Annotated in this window: 15 protein-coding genes; all 15 read left to right on the top strand. The window is 31.7% G+C overall.

Annotated elements, in window-relative coordinates:
* The first annotated feature begins 4 nt into the window (after nt 1-4).
* The 15 genes from NK356_RS11110 to NK356_RS11040 all read left to right on the top strand — a co-directional run bounded on the left by NK356_RS11110 (nt 5) and on the right by NK356_RS11040 (nt 18,646).
* Nucleotides 5-829, top strand: coding sequence for a polysaccharide biosynthesis/export family protein (locus NK356_RS11110; RefSeq protein WP_034699083.1), 825 nt, complete (start codon nt 5-7; stop codon nt 827-829).
* A gap of 6 nt (nt 830-835) precedes the next feature.
* A complete protein-coding gene (locus NK356_RS11105) occupies nt 836-3,223 on the top strand; it encodes a polysaccharide biosynthesis tyrosine autokinase (RefSeq protein ID WP_034699085.1) in 2,388 nt (795 codons plus the stop codon).
* Nucleotides 3,223-4,518: a nucleotide sugar dehydrogenase gene (locus tag NK356_RS11100; RefSeq protein ID WP_079242932.1), complete on the top strand. Its 1,296-nt coding sequence runs from the start codon at nt 3,223-3,225 to the stop codon at nt 4,516-4,518. Before NK356_RS11105 ends, NK356_RS11100 begins: the two co-directional genes overlap by 1 nt.
* 6 nt (nt 4,519-4,524) lie before the next feature.
* On the top strand, nt 4,525-5,715 hold the full coding sequence (lhgO, locus tag NK356_RS11095) for an L-2-hydroxyglutarate oxidase (RefSeq protein ID WP_034699090.1): 1,191 nt from the start codon (nt 4,525-4,527) through the stop codon (nt 5,713-5,715).
* A 34-nt stretch (nt 5,716-5,749) separates the two neighbouring features.
* Nucleotides 5,750-6,874, top strand: coding sequence for a DegT/DnrJ/EryC1/StrS aminotransferase family protein (locus NK356_RS11090; RefSeq protein ID WP_253316989.1), 1,125 nt, complete (start codon nt 5,750-5,752; stop codon nt 6,872-6,874).
* 12 nt (nt 6,875-6,886) lie between these two features.
* The gene (locus NK356_RS11085) at nt 6,887-7,459 is read left to right on the top strand and encodes an acyltransferase (RefSeq protein WP_034699094.1); all 573 of its coding nucleotides are present in this window, start codon (nt 6,887-6,889) and stop codon (nt 7,457-7,459) included.
* A 10-nt stretch (nt 7,460-7,469) separates the two neighbouring features.
* Nucleotides 7,470-8,480, top strand: a complete 1,011-nt coding sequence (locus tag NK356_RS11080; protein WP_034699096.1) for a Gfo/Idh/MocA family protein — start codon at nt 7,470-7,472, stop codon at nt 8,478-8,480.
* Between the two features lie 107 nt (nt 8,481-8,587).
* Complete coding sequence (locus NK356_RS11075) at nt 8,588-9,655, top strand: hypothetical protein (RefSeq protein ID WP_253316988.1); 1,068 nt, start codon at nt 8,588-8,590, stop codon at nt 9,653-9,655.
* The gene (locus NK356_RS11070; RefSeq protein ID WP_051934593.1) at nt 9,625-10,368 is read left to right on the top strand and encodes a PHP domain-containing protein; all 744 of its coding nucleotides are present in this window, start codon (nt 9,625-9,627) and stop codon (nt 10,366-10,368) included. Before NK356_RS11075 ends, NK356_RS11070 begins: the two co-directional genes overlap by 31 nt.
* On the top strand, nt 10,365-11,546 hold the full coding sequence (locus NK356_RS11065; RefSeq protein WP_034699100.1) for a lipopolysaccharide biosynthesis protein: 1,182 nt from the start codon (nt 10,365-10,367) through the stop codon (nt 11,544-11,546). Before NK356_RS11070 ends, NK356_RS11065 begins: the two co-directional genes overlap by 4 nt.
* A gap of 13 nt (nt 11,547-11,559) precedes the next feature.
* Nucleotides 11,560-12,900, top strand: a complete 1,341-nt coding sequence (locus NK356_RS11060; protein ID WP_253316987.1) for a polysaccharide deacetylase family protein — start codon at nt 11,560-11,562, stop codon at nt 12,898-12,900.
* 105 nt (nt 12,901-13,005) lie between these two features.
* Nucleotides 13,006-14,181, top strand: coding sequence for an O-antigen ligase family protein (locus NK356_RS11055; RefSeq protein WP_081906518.1), 1,176 nt, complete (start codon nt 13,006-13,008; stop codon nt 14,179-14,181).
* 97 nt (nt 14,182-14,278) lie between these two features.
* The gene (locus NK356_RS11050; RefSeq protein WP_034699108.1) at nt 14,279-16,111 is read left to right on the top strand and encodes a glucosamine 6-phosphate synthetase; all 1,833 of its coding nucleotides are present in this window, start codon (nt 14,279-14,281) and stop codon (nt 16,109-16,111) included.
* Between the two features lie 19 nt (nt 16,112-16,130).
* Entirely contained in the window at nt 16,131-17,396 is a 1,266-nt protein-coding gene (locus NK356_RS11045; RefSeq protein ID WP_034699111.1) for a hypothetical protein, read from the top strand.
* A gap of 122 nt (nt 17,397-17,518) precedes the next feature.
* Nucleotides 17,519-18,646 (top strand): glycosyltransferase, encoded by a 1,128-nt coding sequence (locus tag NK356_RS11040; protein ID WP_034699119.1) that lies wholly within the window; start codon nt 17,519-17,521, stop codon nt 18,644-18,646.

Below are 18,646 nucleotides of genomic sequence, written 5' to 3'. Positions count from 1 at the left end.
AATAATGAAAGGAAAAATATTAGCAGTAGTTTTGGCATCTTCATTAGTGATTTCCTGCAAAGTTAATCCCAATGCTAAGAATGATTTAAATTATATGCAGAATATAGAACAGGTTGCAATCAATGCCTCTGCTAAAAATTCAGCAAATACAATCCAGGTTGGGGATCAGCTTATTATTCTGATCACTGCAAAAGATATGGATGTTGTAAAACCTTTTAATCAGAATTATTCCTCATCAGAACTTATCCAGACAAATAATATAGCAGGAGGAAATACTCCTAACCAAGGAGCTACAATACTTTCAGGACCTACTTATATTGTAGATGCAAATGGAGATATTGACTTTCCTATATTGGGAAAACTGAATACATCAGATAAAAGTTTGACGGCATTCAAAGATGAATTAAGGGATAGAATGACAAAATATGTTATTAATCCAACAATTAATGTAAGGCTCACAAACTTCAAAGTTACCATATTAGGAGAAGTAAACAGACAGGGAGATTATACTATTGCCAATGGCCAGGCAACTATTTTAAATGCATTAGGGATGGCCGGGGATTTGACTCAATATGGAAAAAGAGAAGATATATTGGTTGTCAGAACAGAAAATGGTGTGGTTTCTCATGGCCGTATCAATATTCGGGATGCTAATTCAGTTAATTCTCCATATTATAATCTTAAGCAAGGAGATGCTATTATTGTTTCTTCAAACAATACAAAAGATGTTATGGCAAAACAGAATCCCAATACTGGACTTTACCTGACCGCCATTTCTATTGCGGTTACAGCAGTTGCCGTAGTAGTAAGTTTATTTAATAAGAAATAACAATTGATGGATAACCAGCAAACTTCACAATTTTCAGAAGTGGAAAACAATTCAAATAAAATTAATTTTAGTGAAATAATCAAACCATATTTAAGGAGATGGCCATGGTTTATTTTTTGTGCAATGGTAGCTTTAACGATTGGCTATTTTGCCATAAGATTTATGACTCCAGTCTATTATGTGGAAACCACCTTACTTATAAAAGATTCCAAAAATTCATCTTCAAATAACGAATTGGGTGTTCTTTCTGATTTATCAGGACTGGGAGGAATGAAAACTAATAGTATTTCCAATGAGATTGAAGTTTTGAAATCAAAAAAGCTGATGAGGGATGTGGTTATCAATAAAAACCTTCAGGCTAATATCATTGTTAAAGGAAAAGTAAGTCGTGTTGAGCTATACAAAGAATCTTCGCCTATTGAAGTAAAAGTTATAAATGAGAAGGTATCCAAAAAAGCAAATAATCTTATTAATGTAGAATTAAAAGGGGAAGAAATTATAATACATGATGAAGAGCAGAAAAAAGATATTATTTCTGGTTATGGAAGAATGATAAATCTTCCTTTTGCTAATATTATCATTACTAAAAATAAAGAATATAACCCTAAAGCATCACCCAATATTGATAAGAAAAATTTAGAATTACTCATATCATCGGTTGAAGCAAAAGTGAATGCATTAACAAGTGCTCTTAATGTAGATTTAGCAAACAAAGAAGCTACTGTACTTAGGCTTTCAATGAATTATCCGGTAATTTCAAAGGCACAAGATATTCTTAATTCATTAGTTGTTGCTTATAATAACGATGCTATCTTGGATAAAAACCAGGAGTCTAAAAAAACATTAGATTTTATTGAAGATAGAGTAAAAAAACTTTCAGTAGAGCTTGGTCAGGTTGAAAATGAAAAAGAGAGTTTTAAATCAAAGAATAATCTTACTGACCTTGAAACAGAAGCTAAAATAGATCTTGAAAGTTCTGCAGAAGCTCGCGGAAAACAATTGGATCTTGATGCCCAATTGGAATTGACAAATTCTTTGATTTCTTTCATGTCCAAGCAAGGACAGTATCAGGTTTTACCAATGAATATCGGATTAAATAATCCTGAAGCTGTTTCTGCAATTACATCCTACAACCAATTAGTAATGCAAAGAGCGAGATTATTAGAATCTGCAACTACAGAAAACCCTATAGTTGTTGAAACTAGTAAACAAATAAATTCAATGCGTACTTCAGTTGTTCAAACTCTACAGAGAAATAAGGCAGGATTAGAACTTGCAAGAAATGAATATGTAGGAGAGCAAAATAAGGTAACAGGAAAAATAGCTAAAATTCCTTCCATAGAAAAAATATTCAGGGGAATAGAAAGACAACAAAAAATTAAAGAAAACTTATATTTATTATTATTACAGAAAAGAGAAGAAACAGCTATTGCGCAATCTATTACGGCACCAAAAGCGAGAGTCATTGATATGGCGTATGCTTTTGCAAACCCTGTTGCACCAAAAACCCAAGCTATTTTATTCGTTTCATTATTTCTTGGATTGTTAGTTCCTTTTATTATTATTTACATGTCTCAACTGTTTAATAATAAAATTGTTACAAAACATGATCTTGAGAAGTTAGTTCATGCACCTATTATTGCAGAATTACCAAGTCTTGAAAAAGGAGATTCTGAAATTGTTAAAATGAATGATATTACGCCTATGGCGGAAGCATTTAGAATTCTTATTACCAATATGAATTTCATGCTTTCAAAAGAGAAAAAAGGGAAAGTAGTATTTGTTACTTCAACTGTAAAGGGAGAAGGAAAAACATTCACCTCCGTGAATTTAGCTTTAACACTGGCAAACCCTAAGAAAAAAGCAATTATCATCGGATCTGATATCAGAAATCCTCAGCTTCAAAGATATAATCCTGCCAGAAAAGGACTTGCTGGGCTTACGGAGTATCTTTACAATGACGACACTAAACTTACAGATATTATTCATGTATCATCTTTTAATCCTTATCTGGATGTAATTTATTCAGGAATGATTCCTCCAAATCCAACAGAATTATTATCCAACGGTCGTTATGAGATTCTTCTCAGCGAACTGAAAGATAAATATGAATATATTATCCTGGATACCGCGCCACTACTTCTTGTAACAGATACTTTCCTTATTGCTGAACTTTCTGATGTTACAATTTATGTATCCAGATCTAAATACACCGAAAAAGCATTATTAGAATTTGCTAATAACAATATTGATCAGAAAAAAATCAAAAATGTTGGATTTGTACTTAACGATGTAAGCCGAGAAAATTTAGGATACAGTAACAAGTATGGTTATGGTTATAACCAACATACAGAACAATCATGGTTTCAAAAAATAAAAAATAAACTTAGTTAATGATAACAACATATAAAATAGCAGTTATAGGCCAAGGTTATGTAGGTCTTCCTTTATCTCTTGAATTTGCAGATCACTATCCTGTTTTTGGATTTGATATCAATACTCAGCGTGTAGATCAGCTTAATAACGGAAAGGATATAACGCTTGAAGCTGATGTTGATAAATTAAATAATGGACTGAAAAAATATAATGAATCCAATGGTTCTTTAGGTTATAAAGCAACAAGTCTGTTATCTGATATTTCTGAAGCTAATGTATTCATTGTAACAGTTCCTACCCCTATTGATAAATATAATGCTCCAGATCTGAACCCATTAATTTCTGCTTCAAAAATGTTAGGAGAAATTATCAAAAAAGGAGATATTGTTATTTATGAATCTACAGTTTTTCCAGGATGTACAGAAGAAGAGTGCGTACCTGTTCTTGAAAAATATTCAGGACTTACCTTTAACGAAGACTTTTTTGTGGGGTACTCTCCGGAAAGAATTAATCCGGGTGATAAAGTAAATACTCTTACAAGTGTTAAAAAAGTAACATCTGGTTCTACCGACAAGATTGCTGAGGAAGTAGATAGTCTATATAAGAAAATTATTACTGCAGGAACCCATAAAGCACCTAGCATTAAAGTAGCAGAAGCTTCAAAAGCGATTGAAAATGCACAAAGGGATGTTAATATTTCTTTTGTTAACGAATTGGCTTTAATTTTCGATAGAGTAGGTATCGATACCAATGATGTATTGGAAGCGGCAGGTACAAAATATAACTTCCTAAAATATAAACCAGGATTGGTGGGAGGACACTGTATCTCCGTAGATCCTTATTACCTTGCACACAAAGCAGAACAGTTAGGATATCACCCGGATGTTATTTTATCTGGAAGACGTGTAAATGACTCTATTGCAAAGTTTGTTGCAGCTAAAGTAGTGAAACTTCTTATTGCAAAAGGGGGAGTGATCAAAAACTCAAATGCTTTGATTTTAGGAGTTACATTCAAAGAAAACTGTCCGGATGTCAGAAATACTAAAGTTGTAGATATTTACAGAGAACTTGCAGATTATGGAGTTAATGTAGATATTTATGATCCCTGGGCGAGTAAAGATGAAGTAAAACATGAATATGGAATTGATATTCTGGACGCTCTTGAGGATGGGAAAAAGTATGATTCTTTAGTGATTGCAGTATCTCACAATGAGTTCCTGGAAATGGATCTGGATCAGCTTAAAAAAGAAAATGCTGTGGTTTTTGACACCAAAGCATGTTTAGACAGAAATCTGGTAGATGCAAGATTATAACAGATCATGAACTATGATATCATAATCATTGGTGCAGGTTTGGTAGGTTTGGCTACAGCCTACCAGACTCAACTTAAAAATCCTGATTCTAAGATTCTTATTTTAGAAAAAGAAAATGACGTGGCATTGCACCAGTCAGGACATAACAGTGGAGTAATCCATAGCGGGATTTATTATAAACCGGGAAGCCTTAAAGCTAAAAATTGTATTGAAGGGTATAATTCAGTCATTAACTTTGCTGAGAAACACGGTATACGATATGACCTTTGCGGAAAGATTATTGTAGCTACTTCGCAGGAAGAATTACCCCTTCTAGATAATATCTATAAAAGAGGAGTAGAAAACGGATTACAAGACTTAAAATACCTTTCAAGAGAAGAGTTCCGTGAAATCGAACCGCATTGTGAAGGAGTAAGAGCAATTAAAGTGCCACAAACCGGAATTATCGACTATCCGGGAATTGCAAAAAAAATAAAAGAACTTTTTGAAGCATTAGGAGGAGAAGTAAGATTTAATCATGAAGTAAAAAATATCATTGATAAAGGATCTGAAATTATTGTCAATACCAATATTTCCGAATTTAAAACCAAAAAGTTAATTTCCTGCGCAGGATTGTATTCCGATAAGATAACCAGAATGACCAACGAAAAAAACGATGTGGTCATTATTCCTTTTAGAGGAGAATATTATAAAATTAAGGATGAAAAAAAATACCTGGTAAAACATCTTATTTATCCGGTACCTGATCCTAACTTTCCGTTTCTTGGAGTTCACTTTACCAGAATGATTGATGGTAATATAGAAGCTGGCCCTAATGCTGTTTTGGCCTTCAAAAAAGAAGGATATAACTTTTTTGATTTCAATTTTAACGAAACCATGCAAACCATGCTATGGCCGGGATTTAGAAAAATTGTAGCAAAATATGGAAAAACCGGAATGGGAGAAATGCACCGTTCACTTTCCAAATCTGCATTTACAAAAGCCCTTCAAAAGCTTTTACCGGAAATACAGGAAAACGATCTTGTTACAGGAGGTTCAGGAGTAAGAGCTCAAGCTTGCGACAGAAATGGAGGTTTGATTGATGATTTTGATATCGTGAAAAACGGAAACATTATTCATGTTAGAAATGCTCCTTCTCCAGCAGCTACGTCCTGCCTTTCTATAGGAAATAAAATAAGTGAGCTGATCATGAATTAAAAAATGCACTCTGTGCACTCAAAAAACTAAGAATATGAAAATTCAAATGGTTGACCTTAAAGGTCAATACCTGAAAATAAAAGAAGACGTAGATATCAGTATTCAGGAATGTATCGATAGTACCGCATTTATTAATGGTCCTGCAGTAAAAGAATTTCAACAGGATTTTGAAAAATATCTGGGAGTAAAACATGTTATTCCATGTGCTAACGGAACAGATGCTCTTCAAATTGCCATGATGGCACTTGATCTGCAGCCAGGTGATGAAGTAATATGCCCTGCTTTCACGTATGTAGCCACTGCGGAAGTTATTGGGCTTTTAGGATTAAAACCAGTAATGGTAGATGTAGACAAAGATACTTTCGATATAGAGTTAAATGGTCTTGAAAAATATCTGACACCCAAAACCAAAGCCATTGTTCCTGTTCATTTATACGGCCAAAGTGCTGATATGGAGAAAATTCTTGAATTTGCGGAAAAGTACAACCTTTTTGTGATTGAAGATAATGCTCAGGCAATAGGTTCTGATTATACTTTTTCTGATGGAACTGTGAAAAAAACGGGAACTATTGGGCATATCGGATGTACCTCATTTTTTCCTTCAAAAAATCTCGGATGCTATGGCGATGGTGGTGCATTGATGACAAATGACGATGAATTAGCTTTTAAAATCAGAATGATTGCCAACCACGGTCAGGAAAAGAAATATTATCACAAAGTTTTAGGCTGTAATTCAAGATTGGATACCATTCAGGCAGCCGTATTAAAAGTTAAGCTTAAGCATTTGGATGAGTATTCTGCTTCCCGAAACAGAATGGCAGATTATTATGATACAAACCTTGCAGAGATAGCTGAAATTCAAACTCCTAAGAGAGCTGTAAATTCTACCCATGTATTTCATCAGTATACCCTTAGAGTGAAAAATGGGAAAAGAGACGAATTACAAAAATATTTGGCAGAAAAGAATATTCCAAGTATGGTATATTATCCTTTGCCTCTTTACAAACAAGAAGCTTTTCTTCAATATGTAGAAGAAGGTTTTAGTCTTCCGGTTACGGAGCAGCTTTGCAAAGAAGTTATTTCCCTTCCTGTACATACAGAATTTAATCAGGAAGTACTGGATGTTATTATTACAGAAATTAAGAACTATTTTAATTAATATAAAGCAGATATGTCGGATTTTTTTGCGCACGAAACAGCCGTTATTGACGAAGGATGTCAAATAGGTGAAGGAACCAAAATTTGGCACTTTTCACACCTTATGACAGGTTGCATTTTAGGTGAAAAATGTAATATAGGTCAGAATGTTGTCATCTCACCTAAAGTAGTTTTAGGACAGAATGTGAAAGTTCAGAATAATGTATCCATCTATGAAGGAGTAACATGTGATGATGATGTTTTTTTAGGCCCTTCTATGGTTTTTACCAATGTGATAAATCCGAGAAGTGCAGTAAACAGAAAAAATGAATATCTGAAGACCCATGTAGGAAAAGGTGCATCTATAGGCGCTAATGCAACCATTGTTTGTGGACATAATATAGGTCAGTATGCCTTTATTGGAGCAGGAGCCGTGGTTACAAAAGAAGTTCCGGATTATGCATTGGTAGTAGGAAACCCTGCAAGACAAATGGGATGGATGAGTGAATTCGGGCAAAGACTTGAATTTGATGCAGAAAATATAGCTGTTTGTGAAGAAAGTGGAGAAAAATACAAATTAGAAAATAATAAAGTTTCAAAGATTTAAAAACATACAAATGAGTGAAAAAATAAAATTTGCAGTCGTTGGCTGCGGACATATCGGAAAAAGACACGCCGAAATGATCACAAGAAATGAAGAATGTGAATTAGTAGGCTTGATTGATGTTAAAGATAAATCTCAATTGGGAATCGAAAGTTATGACGCTCCCTTTTTTGCATCTCTGGATGAGTTTTTAGCTTCCGGGATTGAAGTAGATGTTATTAACATTGCTTCTCCCAACGGATTCCATTTTGAGCAATCTTATAAAGTGATAGATGCAGGTAAGCACGTTGTAGTAGAAAAGCCAATGGCTCTGAAAAAACAGCATGCGGAAAAACTTATTTTTCAGGCTTTGCACAAGCATAAACAGGTTTTTGCAGTAATGCAAAACAGATATTCACCACCTTCTGCATGGGTGAAAGAAATGGTAGAAAGCGGAAAACTAGGGAATATATATATGGTTCAGCTTAATTGCTACTGGAACCGTGATGACAGATATTACAAGACAGAATCATGGCACGGGAAAAAAGATCTTGACGGAGGAACCTTATTTACACAGTTTTCTCACTTTATCGATATCATGTACTGGCTGTTTGGTGATATTACCAATATTCAGGCAAAATTTGCAGATTTTAATCATGCAACTCTTACAGATTTTGAAGATTCAGGATTCGTTAGCTTTGATTTTGTAGACGGAGGAATGGGTTCATTGAATTATTCTACTTCAGTCTGGAATCAGAATCTTGAAAGTTCTATGACCATTATCGCAGAAAATGGATCTGTGAAGATTGGAGGACAATATATGGACAAAGTAGAAGTTTGTAATATAAAAGACTATGTAATGCCGGAATTGGCTCCAACTAACCCTGGAAATGATTATGGTGCTTATAAAGGATCTGCAGCCAATCACCATTTTATCATTGAAAACGTTGTAGATGTATTAAAAGGAAGAAATACCATTACTACGAATGCTTTAGAAGGATTGAAAGTAGTGGATATTATTGAGAGAATATATGATAAAAAATAGGAAATTCTCATTACTTTGGTATAATGATGAATTTGAAAATGAAAGAAGAAAGAACTATACTGTCAGATCCTTGAATTTTGTTCAACCCTGAATAATGAAAAACAGATATGAGAATTTTGATAACGGAAGCAAATTATAAAAACTCTATAGCGCTGCAGAGGGAATTACATAGAGAAAATAGGCACCAAATTTTTGCTATGGATAAAGAATCTGTTTTTTTTGCTAAAAGATTTGGTTATTGTAAAGATTATATTGTTGGGGATTTGGAACAATCAGTCAAACAGATTAACCCCGAATTTATAATTCCTGTAGGGAGCGATGCTGTAAAGATATGCTCTGAAAAATATAGAGAATTATGTTTAATACCTACAAAAGAGAGTCTTGAAATAGCACTAAATAAAGATAAAATGCTAATTTTGAACTCTCTTAGCGATGTAAATTATCCCGAATGTAAATTATTTTCAAATCTGGAGGAATTAAGGCTATACAGTAGAGATAAGAATTGTGTTGTTAAATCAAGCAATGAAAGCTTAGCCAAATTTGATCCGTTATATGTAAAATTAGGCTCTGAATCCGAATTTAAAAAAATAGAAAAATACTTGTCAGGGGGAGTAAAACTATTAATGCAGGAGCAGGTATCAGGAGTAGGCAGAGGCTTTTTTTGTATTGCTAAAGAAGGTAAAATCATTAGCTATTATATGCACCAGCGTATTAGAGAAATACCAATTACCGGGGGATCCAGTACAGCTGCCAAGTCTATTTTTTGTGAAAAAATGTTTAATATATCTAAACAAATTATAGAATATTTAAATTGGTCTGGCCCATTAATGATTGAGTATAAATATGATGAGACGAAACAACAATATTATTTAATAGAGTTAAATCCCAAATTTTGGGGTTCATTAGATTTATCTTATGCAGTAGGACTCAATTTTGGAAAAACGTTGATTGAAGCTTATTCAAATAACATAGAAGAACAAACTGAAAAAAAATATGAAGTTGAAAAAAAATTCTTTTGGGTTTTAGACGGAGATCTTTTGGTTTTACTTAAAACAGGAAAACTGCATAAAATAAAAGAATATTTTTATAAGGACTCTTATACGAACTTGTTTGAAAACTTTTTCGTTGATTCAATCAAATTAATATGGACCATAAAGAAAATTTTCTCAAAGTAAATAAAATGAAAAAGGGAATTTTTCATTTTCATAGTACCTATTCCTATGATGGAATAAATACGATTGAAAAAATAGTGAAAACAATAAGAGATAAAAAACTTGATTTTGTTGTTTTAACTGATCATGAGACCATAAAAGGGAGTTTAGAACTTCAAAGAAAAATAAAAGAACTAAATCTGAATGTAGAGATTCCTATTGCTGCGGAATATAAAACTGATCGGGGAGATGTTATAGCATTAAATGTAAAGAATGAAATTACAGACATGACATGGCAGGAGTTTTATAAAAGTGCAAAAGAACAAAATGCCATCTTGATTTTACCTCATCCATATGACGGGCACACCCAAATAGAAGAACTGGCACAAGCTGTTGATGTGATAGAAGTATTTAACGCCAGATCATCAGTCATTAATAACTACAAGTCTTATCTGTTGTCTCTAAAATATAAAAAACCTGTAATCTGGAGCTCTGATTCCCATATTCCTCAAACTCTTTTAAATGTAGTGGTGGGATATGAAAAAAATGATTTGAAATTTCATGAAGCATTAACGAATGGCGAAATTGCCCCATTATTTCTTAAAAAAAGTTCAGTATCAGATATTTTTTTATCACAAGTTAAAAAAGCGTATGTGAACAAAAATTTTAAATTGTTTATATATATTGTATATAAAACTCTTTTTAAGAGAACTAAAGAAGATTATTTAAATTTATGAAAAGAAAAATAATATCTTTTTTAGGTAGCAATATATTATCTCAGTTAATATTACTGATTGCAGTTCCATTAACCGGAAGAATTTATTCTGATTACGAAATTGGAGTACTTTCCTTTATTTTATCAATTTCAGCCCCATTAGCGTACTTTTATACTTTATCCTACAACAAAGCAATTATGTTACCAGCAAAGAGCGAAGAATATAGTATGCTATATGCTGTTTCCATTTTTTTAAGTATAACCATCTCATTAATTTCCTTTTTCGTTATACTTATTTCAATGTTATTTTTTGATATAGATTCCTATTTTTTAATTGTACCGTTGGTTGCATTTAGTCAATCTTTATATGGTGCATCAAAAGATATTCTTATAAAAAAAGGCTTGTTGAATATTGTCAGTAAATCAATGATACTAAGCTCTGTGTTTGCAGTTATCATTATACTTTCTGGTTATTATATAAAATTATCATACTGGGTTTTGATATTATCTTATGTGATTCCTAATTTTTTTGCTACTATATTTATATTGTTTTATCTCAAAATACAAAGAAGAAATTTTGTTTACAAAGAGTTCTACAATATTATAATTAAATATAAGTCCTTTCCATTGCATCAGATGCCCGCTTATTTTATTAATACTTTTAATGCGGAGTTACCTAGTTTCTTTATAAAACATTATTTTGGAGAAGCTATTTTGGGGAATTATTTTATGGCTTCCAAAATTGTGAATAAACCACTAAGTTTAATATCTGAAAGTTTAAATGGGTTAATATACAAGGATTTGTCAGAAACCAATAAAGCGAAACTCAATAAGAAAATGAATACCTATGTTGGATTATTATTTTTGGTTTCCCTACTATTTGCTATTGTATATTTAATTTTTGGGGAATATTTTTTCTCTTTATTTTTTGATATTAATAAATGGAGAAAGGCATTTGATATGAGTAAAATAATAATTTTCACGACTGTTATTTCATCGTCTTTTTCTCATTATTCAAGTGGTGTATTGGTTAAAAGAAAGAATAAAATTTTCCTCGTTTGGGAGGTAATTACCACTTTGGTTTTGTTTGTTTCATTTTTTTTAGGAAAGAGCTCTACAATAGATTTCTTTATATGGATTTATGTAGGAGTAATTTTATTTAGATATTTATTACTTTCTTTACTATTTAATAAATCTTGATTTTTTTGTTTCCATGAAAGTAATGTTAAAAAAATTGCGAACAGAAAATGCTATATTATATACAATTAAGTTTTTACTGAAAATTGCATTTGGCTATACCGTTTCTCCAACTTTAGAATTTTTATCGGAAGATAGTGTAACAATTCAGGTTGAGGGAATAAGAATTAAATTTAAGTTATGTTCACACGATAAATTGCTTGATTTGATAGAAGGCAAAGCTCATATGAAGTCTATACCTTCATATGATGATTATCATTACATTCCGGTTATTGATGAAAATGTAAGTGATTTTTATGAATGTAATAATGGACATATTCAAATCAATTATGATATTATTACTTTATCTTTTGTTTTATTATCATGCTATGATGAATTGACCTCAGAAGCGCGAGATGAATTTGACAGATTCAGATATAAAGATAGTTTAGTCTGTAAATATAATCTGATTACTACACCCGTTGTTGATGAATACGCATTTCTGATCAGGAAAATTCTTAAAAATGAAGTACAAAGTTTTACTCCCTCATTAAAGCCAACAATAATTGTTCCTACTCATGATATAGATAACCTTTATAGATTTGACGGTTTTTTTACATCGGTTAAGACTTTGGCTGCAGAAGCTATTAGAGAAAGAAGACCTTTACAATTATGCAGTTCAATACTGAACATGTTAAAAACTATTGTTTTTAAAAAAGAAGATCAGTACCTTAAAGGCATAGAGCAATTGTATAAAGATTCAAAAAAATACGGTTTAAGATCAGTTTTTTTCTTTATGACTGCGAAGCCATCTCAATTTGATAAAGGTCAGGTGATAAATAAAAATGTTTTAAAGGTGATTTCTAAAATTACAGATGCAGATATGCTGCTGGGTATTCATCCAGGCTTTAATACGTTCAGGGATATTGCTGTTATGAACGATGAAATAGAGAGGCTTAGAAATACATCAGAAAGAGATATTGTATTGGCAAGACAGCATTATCTTAGATTTGACCGTAGAGTAACTTTTGAAAATCTTGAGAAATGTGGTATAAAGGTCGATTATACTATGGGATTTGCAGACCATGAAGGATTTAAATGTGGTACAGCACACCAATTTCACCCATATAATTTTGAAAAAGACCAACCTTACAACATTCTTGAGAACCCTCTAATTGCTATGGATGCTACATTGACGCATTACCAAAAATATTCTATGGATAAAGCTTTTGAGGTATTGGAAAATCTTTTCAAAATAACAAAAAGAGTTGAAGGTGATTTCACCATACTTTGGCATAATGATAGAGTTTTCAGAGATCAAAAGTGGTATAAGAAGGTGTATTTAAGATTTATTTCACAATATAATATGAAAAAATAGAAACTTACAATAATAACAAAAAAAGATTTCATCCAGCCTATCATGATTGATTGTAATAAATGAAAAGCTTCCTTAATTTTAATAAAAAAAATATAATTGAAAAATATGTCATTATTTACAGACAAGTTTACATTTTTTAAAGTATTCATTTATTTTATTTTTGTTTTTTCGGGGTCTCTAAAGTGGTTGCCTATTCCAATGGATTTGACCCTATTGTCTCTTTTGCTTTGTTTTGTGGTAATGATCTCGGAATTGCGTACAATAGTTCCGCTACAAGTAAAGGATCGCCTCATCGTTATTTTAATGCTTATATTGAGTTTTATTTTTCTTATTTCTAATTTTTATTCAGTATCTACTATCTATGCCCAATCTAAATCCCTTGCTGTTGTTCTGAATATTTTTACAGTAATGTACCCCATTGTTGTATTTAAAAAATCTATTTTTTCTGAATTGAAATTATTGATGTATCTTATTGGTGGATTAATGATTGTAGGATTGTTTTATCTGTATTTTAATAATATGTTTATTATATTCCATGATTCTGAATTGTTAGTGGATAAAGTTCCTACATATTTGGTTATTGGAATCATGCTGTGTGCATGTTTTATTTTCTCTCTGGCAAGCAAATTAACATGGTATGTTGCAGCTTACAGATTATCAATATTATTTTTACTATTTCAACTGGGTGGAAGAGGTCCAATTATTAATTTGATATTATCCTTAATTATTTTCTTTACTTTGAATCTTAAAAATTATAAGATAAATTATAAAACAGGATTTGCAATAGGAGCATTATTTTTTACCATTCTTATTTTTGGAGAGAATATTTATACTTTTGCATTTCAAAATGTTGACTTTGAACGATTTAATATATTTAAAGTTTATAACGATGATGCTAGTTTATCAGTAAGAGGAAACTTTCTTGAAATTGGACTGGAGTCAATACTGGATCATTCTTTTTTTGGATTGGGAATTGGAAGTTCTGGACTTATATTGGATGGCATTGATCAAAGTAATTATCCGCATAATTTGTTTGTTGAAGCAATGATGGAATTAGGGATATTAGGTGGATTATTATATCTATCAATATATTTATTATTTTTTTTTAAGAACTATTCCATTTCTAAAAAAAATAAAAATATGCTGATATTATTTATTATAGTTTTATTATTTTATCTGGAAGACAACAAAAGTAACTCTTTTGATTCCTGGAGATGTAGTATTATATGGATTATGTTTTTTATATCTGAAAAAAGATACAAAGCTGGAATAACTAATTAAAAATTTGAAATAATGTATAATATTAATTTTGTAAAAATTGATTATACTTATATAAGTTCCTATAAATATTATTTAATTTAAAAAAAGAAAAAAACAAATGTGTGGAATTTTTGGTGTCGTATCGAACACCAGCATTAATAAACAAAAGTTTCAAACTCTGGTAAAGCATTCCGAACAAAGAGGAGTAGATTCTAGTGGTTTGATTTATTATCAAAATAACCAATATAAAGTAAACAGAGCTGATTATAGCATTGAAAAATTACTGAATAAGGTAAAACCATATAATAACAATATTGTTTTAGGACATAGTAGATTGATTACTAATGGACTGGGGGATAATCAGCCAGTCATCAGAGGAAATATATGTGCAATACATAATGGGATTATTGTAAACGAAGAAGAAGTCTGGAGTAAGCTATCGGTAAGAAGACAATTAAAAATTGATTCCGAAGCTATTGTGGCTATTGCAGAAGAGTTTCTTAATAACGACGAAAACAAATTAGAAAACCTTCCTAAAGAGATATTTTCTTTATGTCAGGGAGTTATTGCCTGTGCTCTTGCTCTGCCAGAAAAAGGAAAACTTCTTCTTTTTTCTAATAATGGAAGTTTATATGTAGGTTATAATGAGGACAAAACTTATTTTGCATCAGAAAGCTACGGACTTAGAATCATAGGCTGCGAAAATATCACCCAGATAAAAGAAGAGTCTTTGATTTTGGATATTCCTGTCTCAAAAGAAAATCTTACCATCACAGATGAAAAAAGCAGAGTAGAAAACTTAATCCCCGAGTTTAAATTTAATACTATTGAAGAAGGACTGCTTGAATATAAAAAGCTTAATATCAAAAGGTGTACTAAATGTATTCTCCCAGAGACAATGCCTTTCATAAAATTTGATGAAGAAGGAGTATGTAATTACTGTAAAAGCTACAAACCAAGAAATAATCCAAAACCGAAAGAAGAATTATTTAAATTGGTTGAACCTTACAGAAGAAAAGGTAAGGAACTGGATTGTATTGTTCCTTTTTCAGGAGGTCGAGATAGCTGCTATGGATTGCACCTTATTGTAAAGGAACTGGAGATGAAACCTGTTACTTATACCTATGATTGGGGAATGGTAACGGACCTCGGTAGACGAAATATCAGCCGTATGTGTGCTGATCTTGGGGTAGAAAACATTATTGTTGCCGCAGATATTTCATTGAAAAGAAAAAACATCAGAATGAACCTTGAAGCATGGCTGAAGTCACCTCATTTAGGAATGATGGCAATGCTTACTGCAGGAGATAAACATTTCTTCAGACATGTGGAAGATATCAAAAAACAAACTGGGATCAACCTTAATCTTTGGGGAGTAAATCCATTGGAAGTAACTCACTTTAAAACAGGATTTTTAGATATTGAACCTGATTTTGAAGAAAAAAGAGTATACAGCCATGGTGCTATGAAACAGCTGAGATATCATTCCAAAAGATTCAGAGCGATGATGGAGAGCCCTGGATATTTCAATAGTTCACTTTGGGATACCTTGTCTGGTGAATACTATCGCAGCTTCACAGAAAAACAGGATTACTATCACATTTTTGATTATTGGAGATGGGATGAGGAGCAGGTAGATAATACTCTTTTAAATGATTATAATTGGGAAAAAGCAATTGATACTACCACTACCTGGAGAATTGGTGATGGTACAGCAGCTTTTTATAATTATGTATATTATACTGTAGCTGGTTTTACAGAGCATGATACGTTCAGAAGCAATCAGATCAGAGAAGGACAAATAACAAGAGAAAGAGCTTTAGAACTTGTTGAAATAGAAAATACTCCACGTTATCAGAATATCAGATGGTATCTGGATACTTTAGGACTTGATTTTGAAAGAGTAATTAAAATCGTGAATAAAATTCCGAAATTGTATACTGAAAAATAATTTAAATTTTTGTTCGTAAATGAAAAGCTCTACCCTGATTTTTAAGATTACTTTATTATTTACTTATTGGATGTATAGTAGTTCTTTCTGTTTGGCTATGCCTATTTTTAAACCAGCACCAGCAATACAGAATAAATTAATATTTACATCGGATAATCCCACATTTACGAACAAAAACTTAAGCGTTAAGGAGATTTCCAAAATGTTGGATTTTTATACGGATGTATTTAGCTCAGAGACTCAACTGTCCAAGTGGTACAGTTCTGTCTATGATAGTTCAGCTCTTTTGTATGTTCCTATGCAATATGCTTATGATACTCAAAATAATGAGTTAATAAATAAATTTCAGAAGCTGTTTACTTATAATACATTACTTATTGTAAAAAAGAATTCACAGGCAGATGATTTGGCTAAAAGAACCTTTTACTTTACTGTTTCAGAATATTTAAGAAGAAGTGGCATAAAAGGCAATGCCGAAAATACCAAGATGTATGATTTCATAAAAAGTGAAGTATTATATTATTGGAATAATAATCCCGCAAACATTTGGGATGCTGAATCAAAGAAATTTTATGGTGCAAAACAAAGAATAGATTATATCTTAAGTGGGAACTTTAATGGTAATCTAAGTTATTATAGAGCAATTACTGATTTTGAGCTATACGTTATGGGAACTGGTGTAAGTCTTTTACTCATTGAAAAAGATGCCAAACGAACCGTAACTCCTGATTTAGTCTCTATTAAAGACAGATTCTATCAGGTATTGAAAAAAGAAGTAAGTATTAAAGATAAAGGATGGTATCTGCAGCCAAATATTTGGAAAGATCATCCGGATTTTAAGGATGTAGCCCTTGAAAAGAGCCAAAATGTTAATTGGGATGCCTCTCATTTTTCGAGAATGTGTGCTTATCTGCATCTGTTGAAAATTAATTTTCAAAACGATACAATAAAATACAGTTATTTGGAAAAACTCACCACATTACTTTCAAATCAGTTGATAACCAACATTGCTGTTTATAATTCAAAAAATGATTTTTATACCTTCAATAATTATATAGATGGTAATAACAGTAGCTTTCGAAGTGATGTTAAAGGTGGGAAAAAAGGAATCCAGCCATCTCAGAACTTTGAACATATTTTTATTGGCTGGTGGAAAATGTTAAATACCAGAGAAGTCGATATCATGTATGAAAGAATAGCAGGAAAATTCCCTTATTATTCCGAGCAGAGTGCCTATATCACCCATGATAAAGGTTTTTTTCAGGAAATTGTAAATCTGAAATAATCTCATTTAGCATGGTTGTATTTCAAGTATGTAATTCTCCATCTGTTAGAAAACCAAATAATTAAGAATGAAACATAACTAATGTTTAATAGGAAACCTGAAAATTTTCCAAAATCCAATTAATGAATAAAAAATACGAATTTCACATATGCCATCTGACAAGTGTTCATCCGAGAAATGATTCCAGAATATTTCATAAGATGTGCAAAAGTCTGGCATCCAATGATATTAAGGTATCATTGGTAGTTGCTGATGGTAAAGGTAATGAAGTGATAGATAATGTGGAAATTATAGATATAGGTGCACCTGATGGTAGATTAAAAAGAATTACGAAAACTACATACAAAATTTTTAATAAAGCTAAGGAACTTAATGCAGATGTATTTCATCTTCATGATCCCGAACTTCTTTTAGTAGCAAACAAACTTAAAAAACTAAATAAAAAGGTAATCTTTGATTCTCACGAAGATACAGTAAACACAATTTTAGTTTCACCTTATCTAAAATCCCCTTTTTCAAATATAATTTCTCTATTATATGAGAATTTCGAACGTTATATCTGTAAAAAAATAGACGGAGTAGTTGGTGCCACACCTCATATTGAAAGTTATTTTAAAAAATTTGTCAAACAAACTGAAAATATCAATAACTATCCCATCTTATCTGATAAGAAACAGGAGAGCATTTCCTGGGATGAAAAAAAGAATGAAGTTTGTTATGTGGGATCCATTGATGATACAAGAGGAATCAAAGATTTGATGAATTCATTGGAGCTTACAAAATCAAAGGCCAAACTGAATCTGGCAGGAATGTACTCTTCTCCTGCTCTGGAAAAAGAGATAAAGGAACATAGAGACTATCACCTGGTTAATGACTTTGGATATGTAAATTCTGAAGAAGTAGATAATATTTATAACCGTTCGTTAGTAGGTGTGGTTACTTTGCATCCCATTCCAACATTTTTAGTGAGTTTGCCCATAAAAATGTTTGAATATATGGTTGCGGGAATTCCGTTTATTGCCTCAGACTTTCCTTACTGGAGAAGTTTATTGAAAGGGAGTGATTGTTGTATTTTCGTAAACCCTCAAAAGCCTCAGGCAATAGCCGATGCTATCGATTATTTCATTCTTAACAAAGAAAGAGCTAAACAAATGGGCGAACTGGGACAAAAGCTAGTCTATGAAAATTTTTCATGGGAAAGCCAGTCTGAAAAATTATTAACGTTTTATCAAAAAGTTTTATCAAACTAA

Origin of the sequence: Chryseobacterium sp. S0630, assembly GCF_024158915.1 — a bacterium.
Lineage (GTDB): Bacteria > Bacteroidota > Bacteroidia > Flavobacteriales > Weeksellaceae > Chryseobacterium.
The sequence above is the reverse complement of the archived record's forward strand: the minus strand, read 5'-3'. Positions and strand labels throughout refer to the sequence as shown.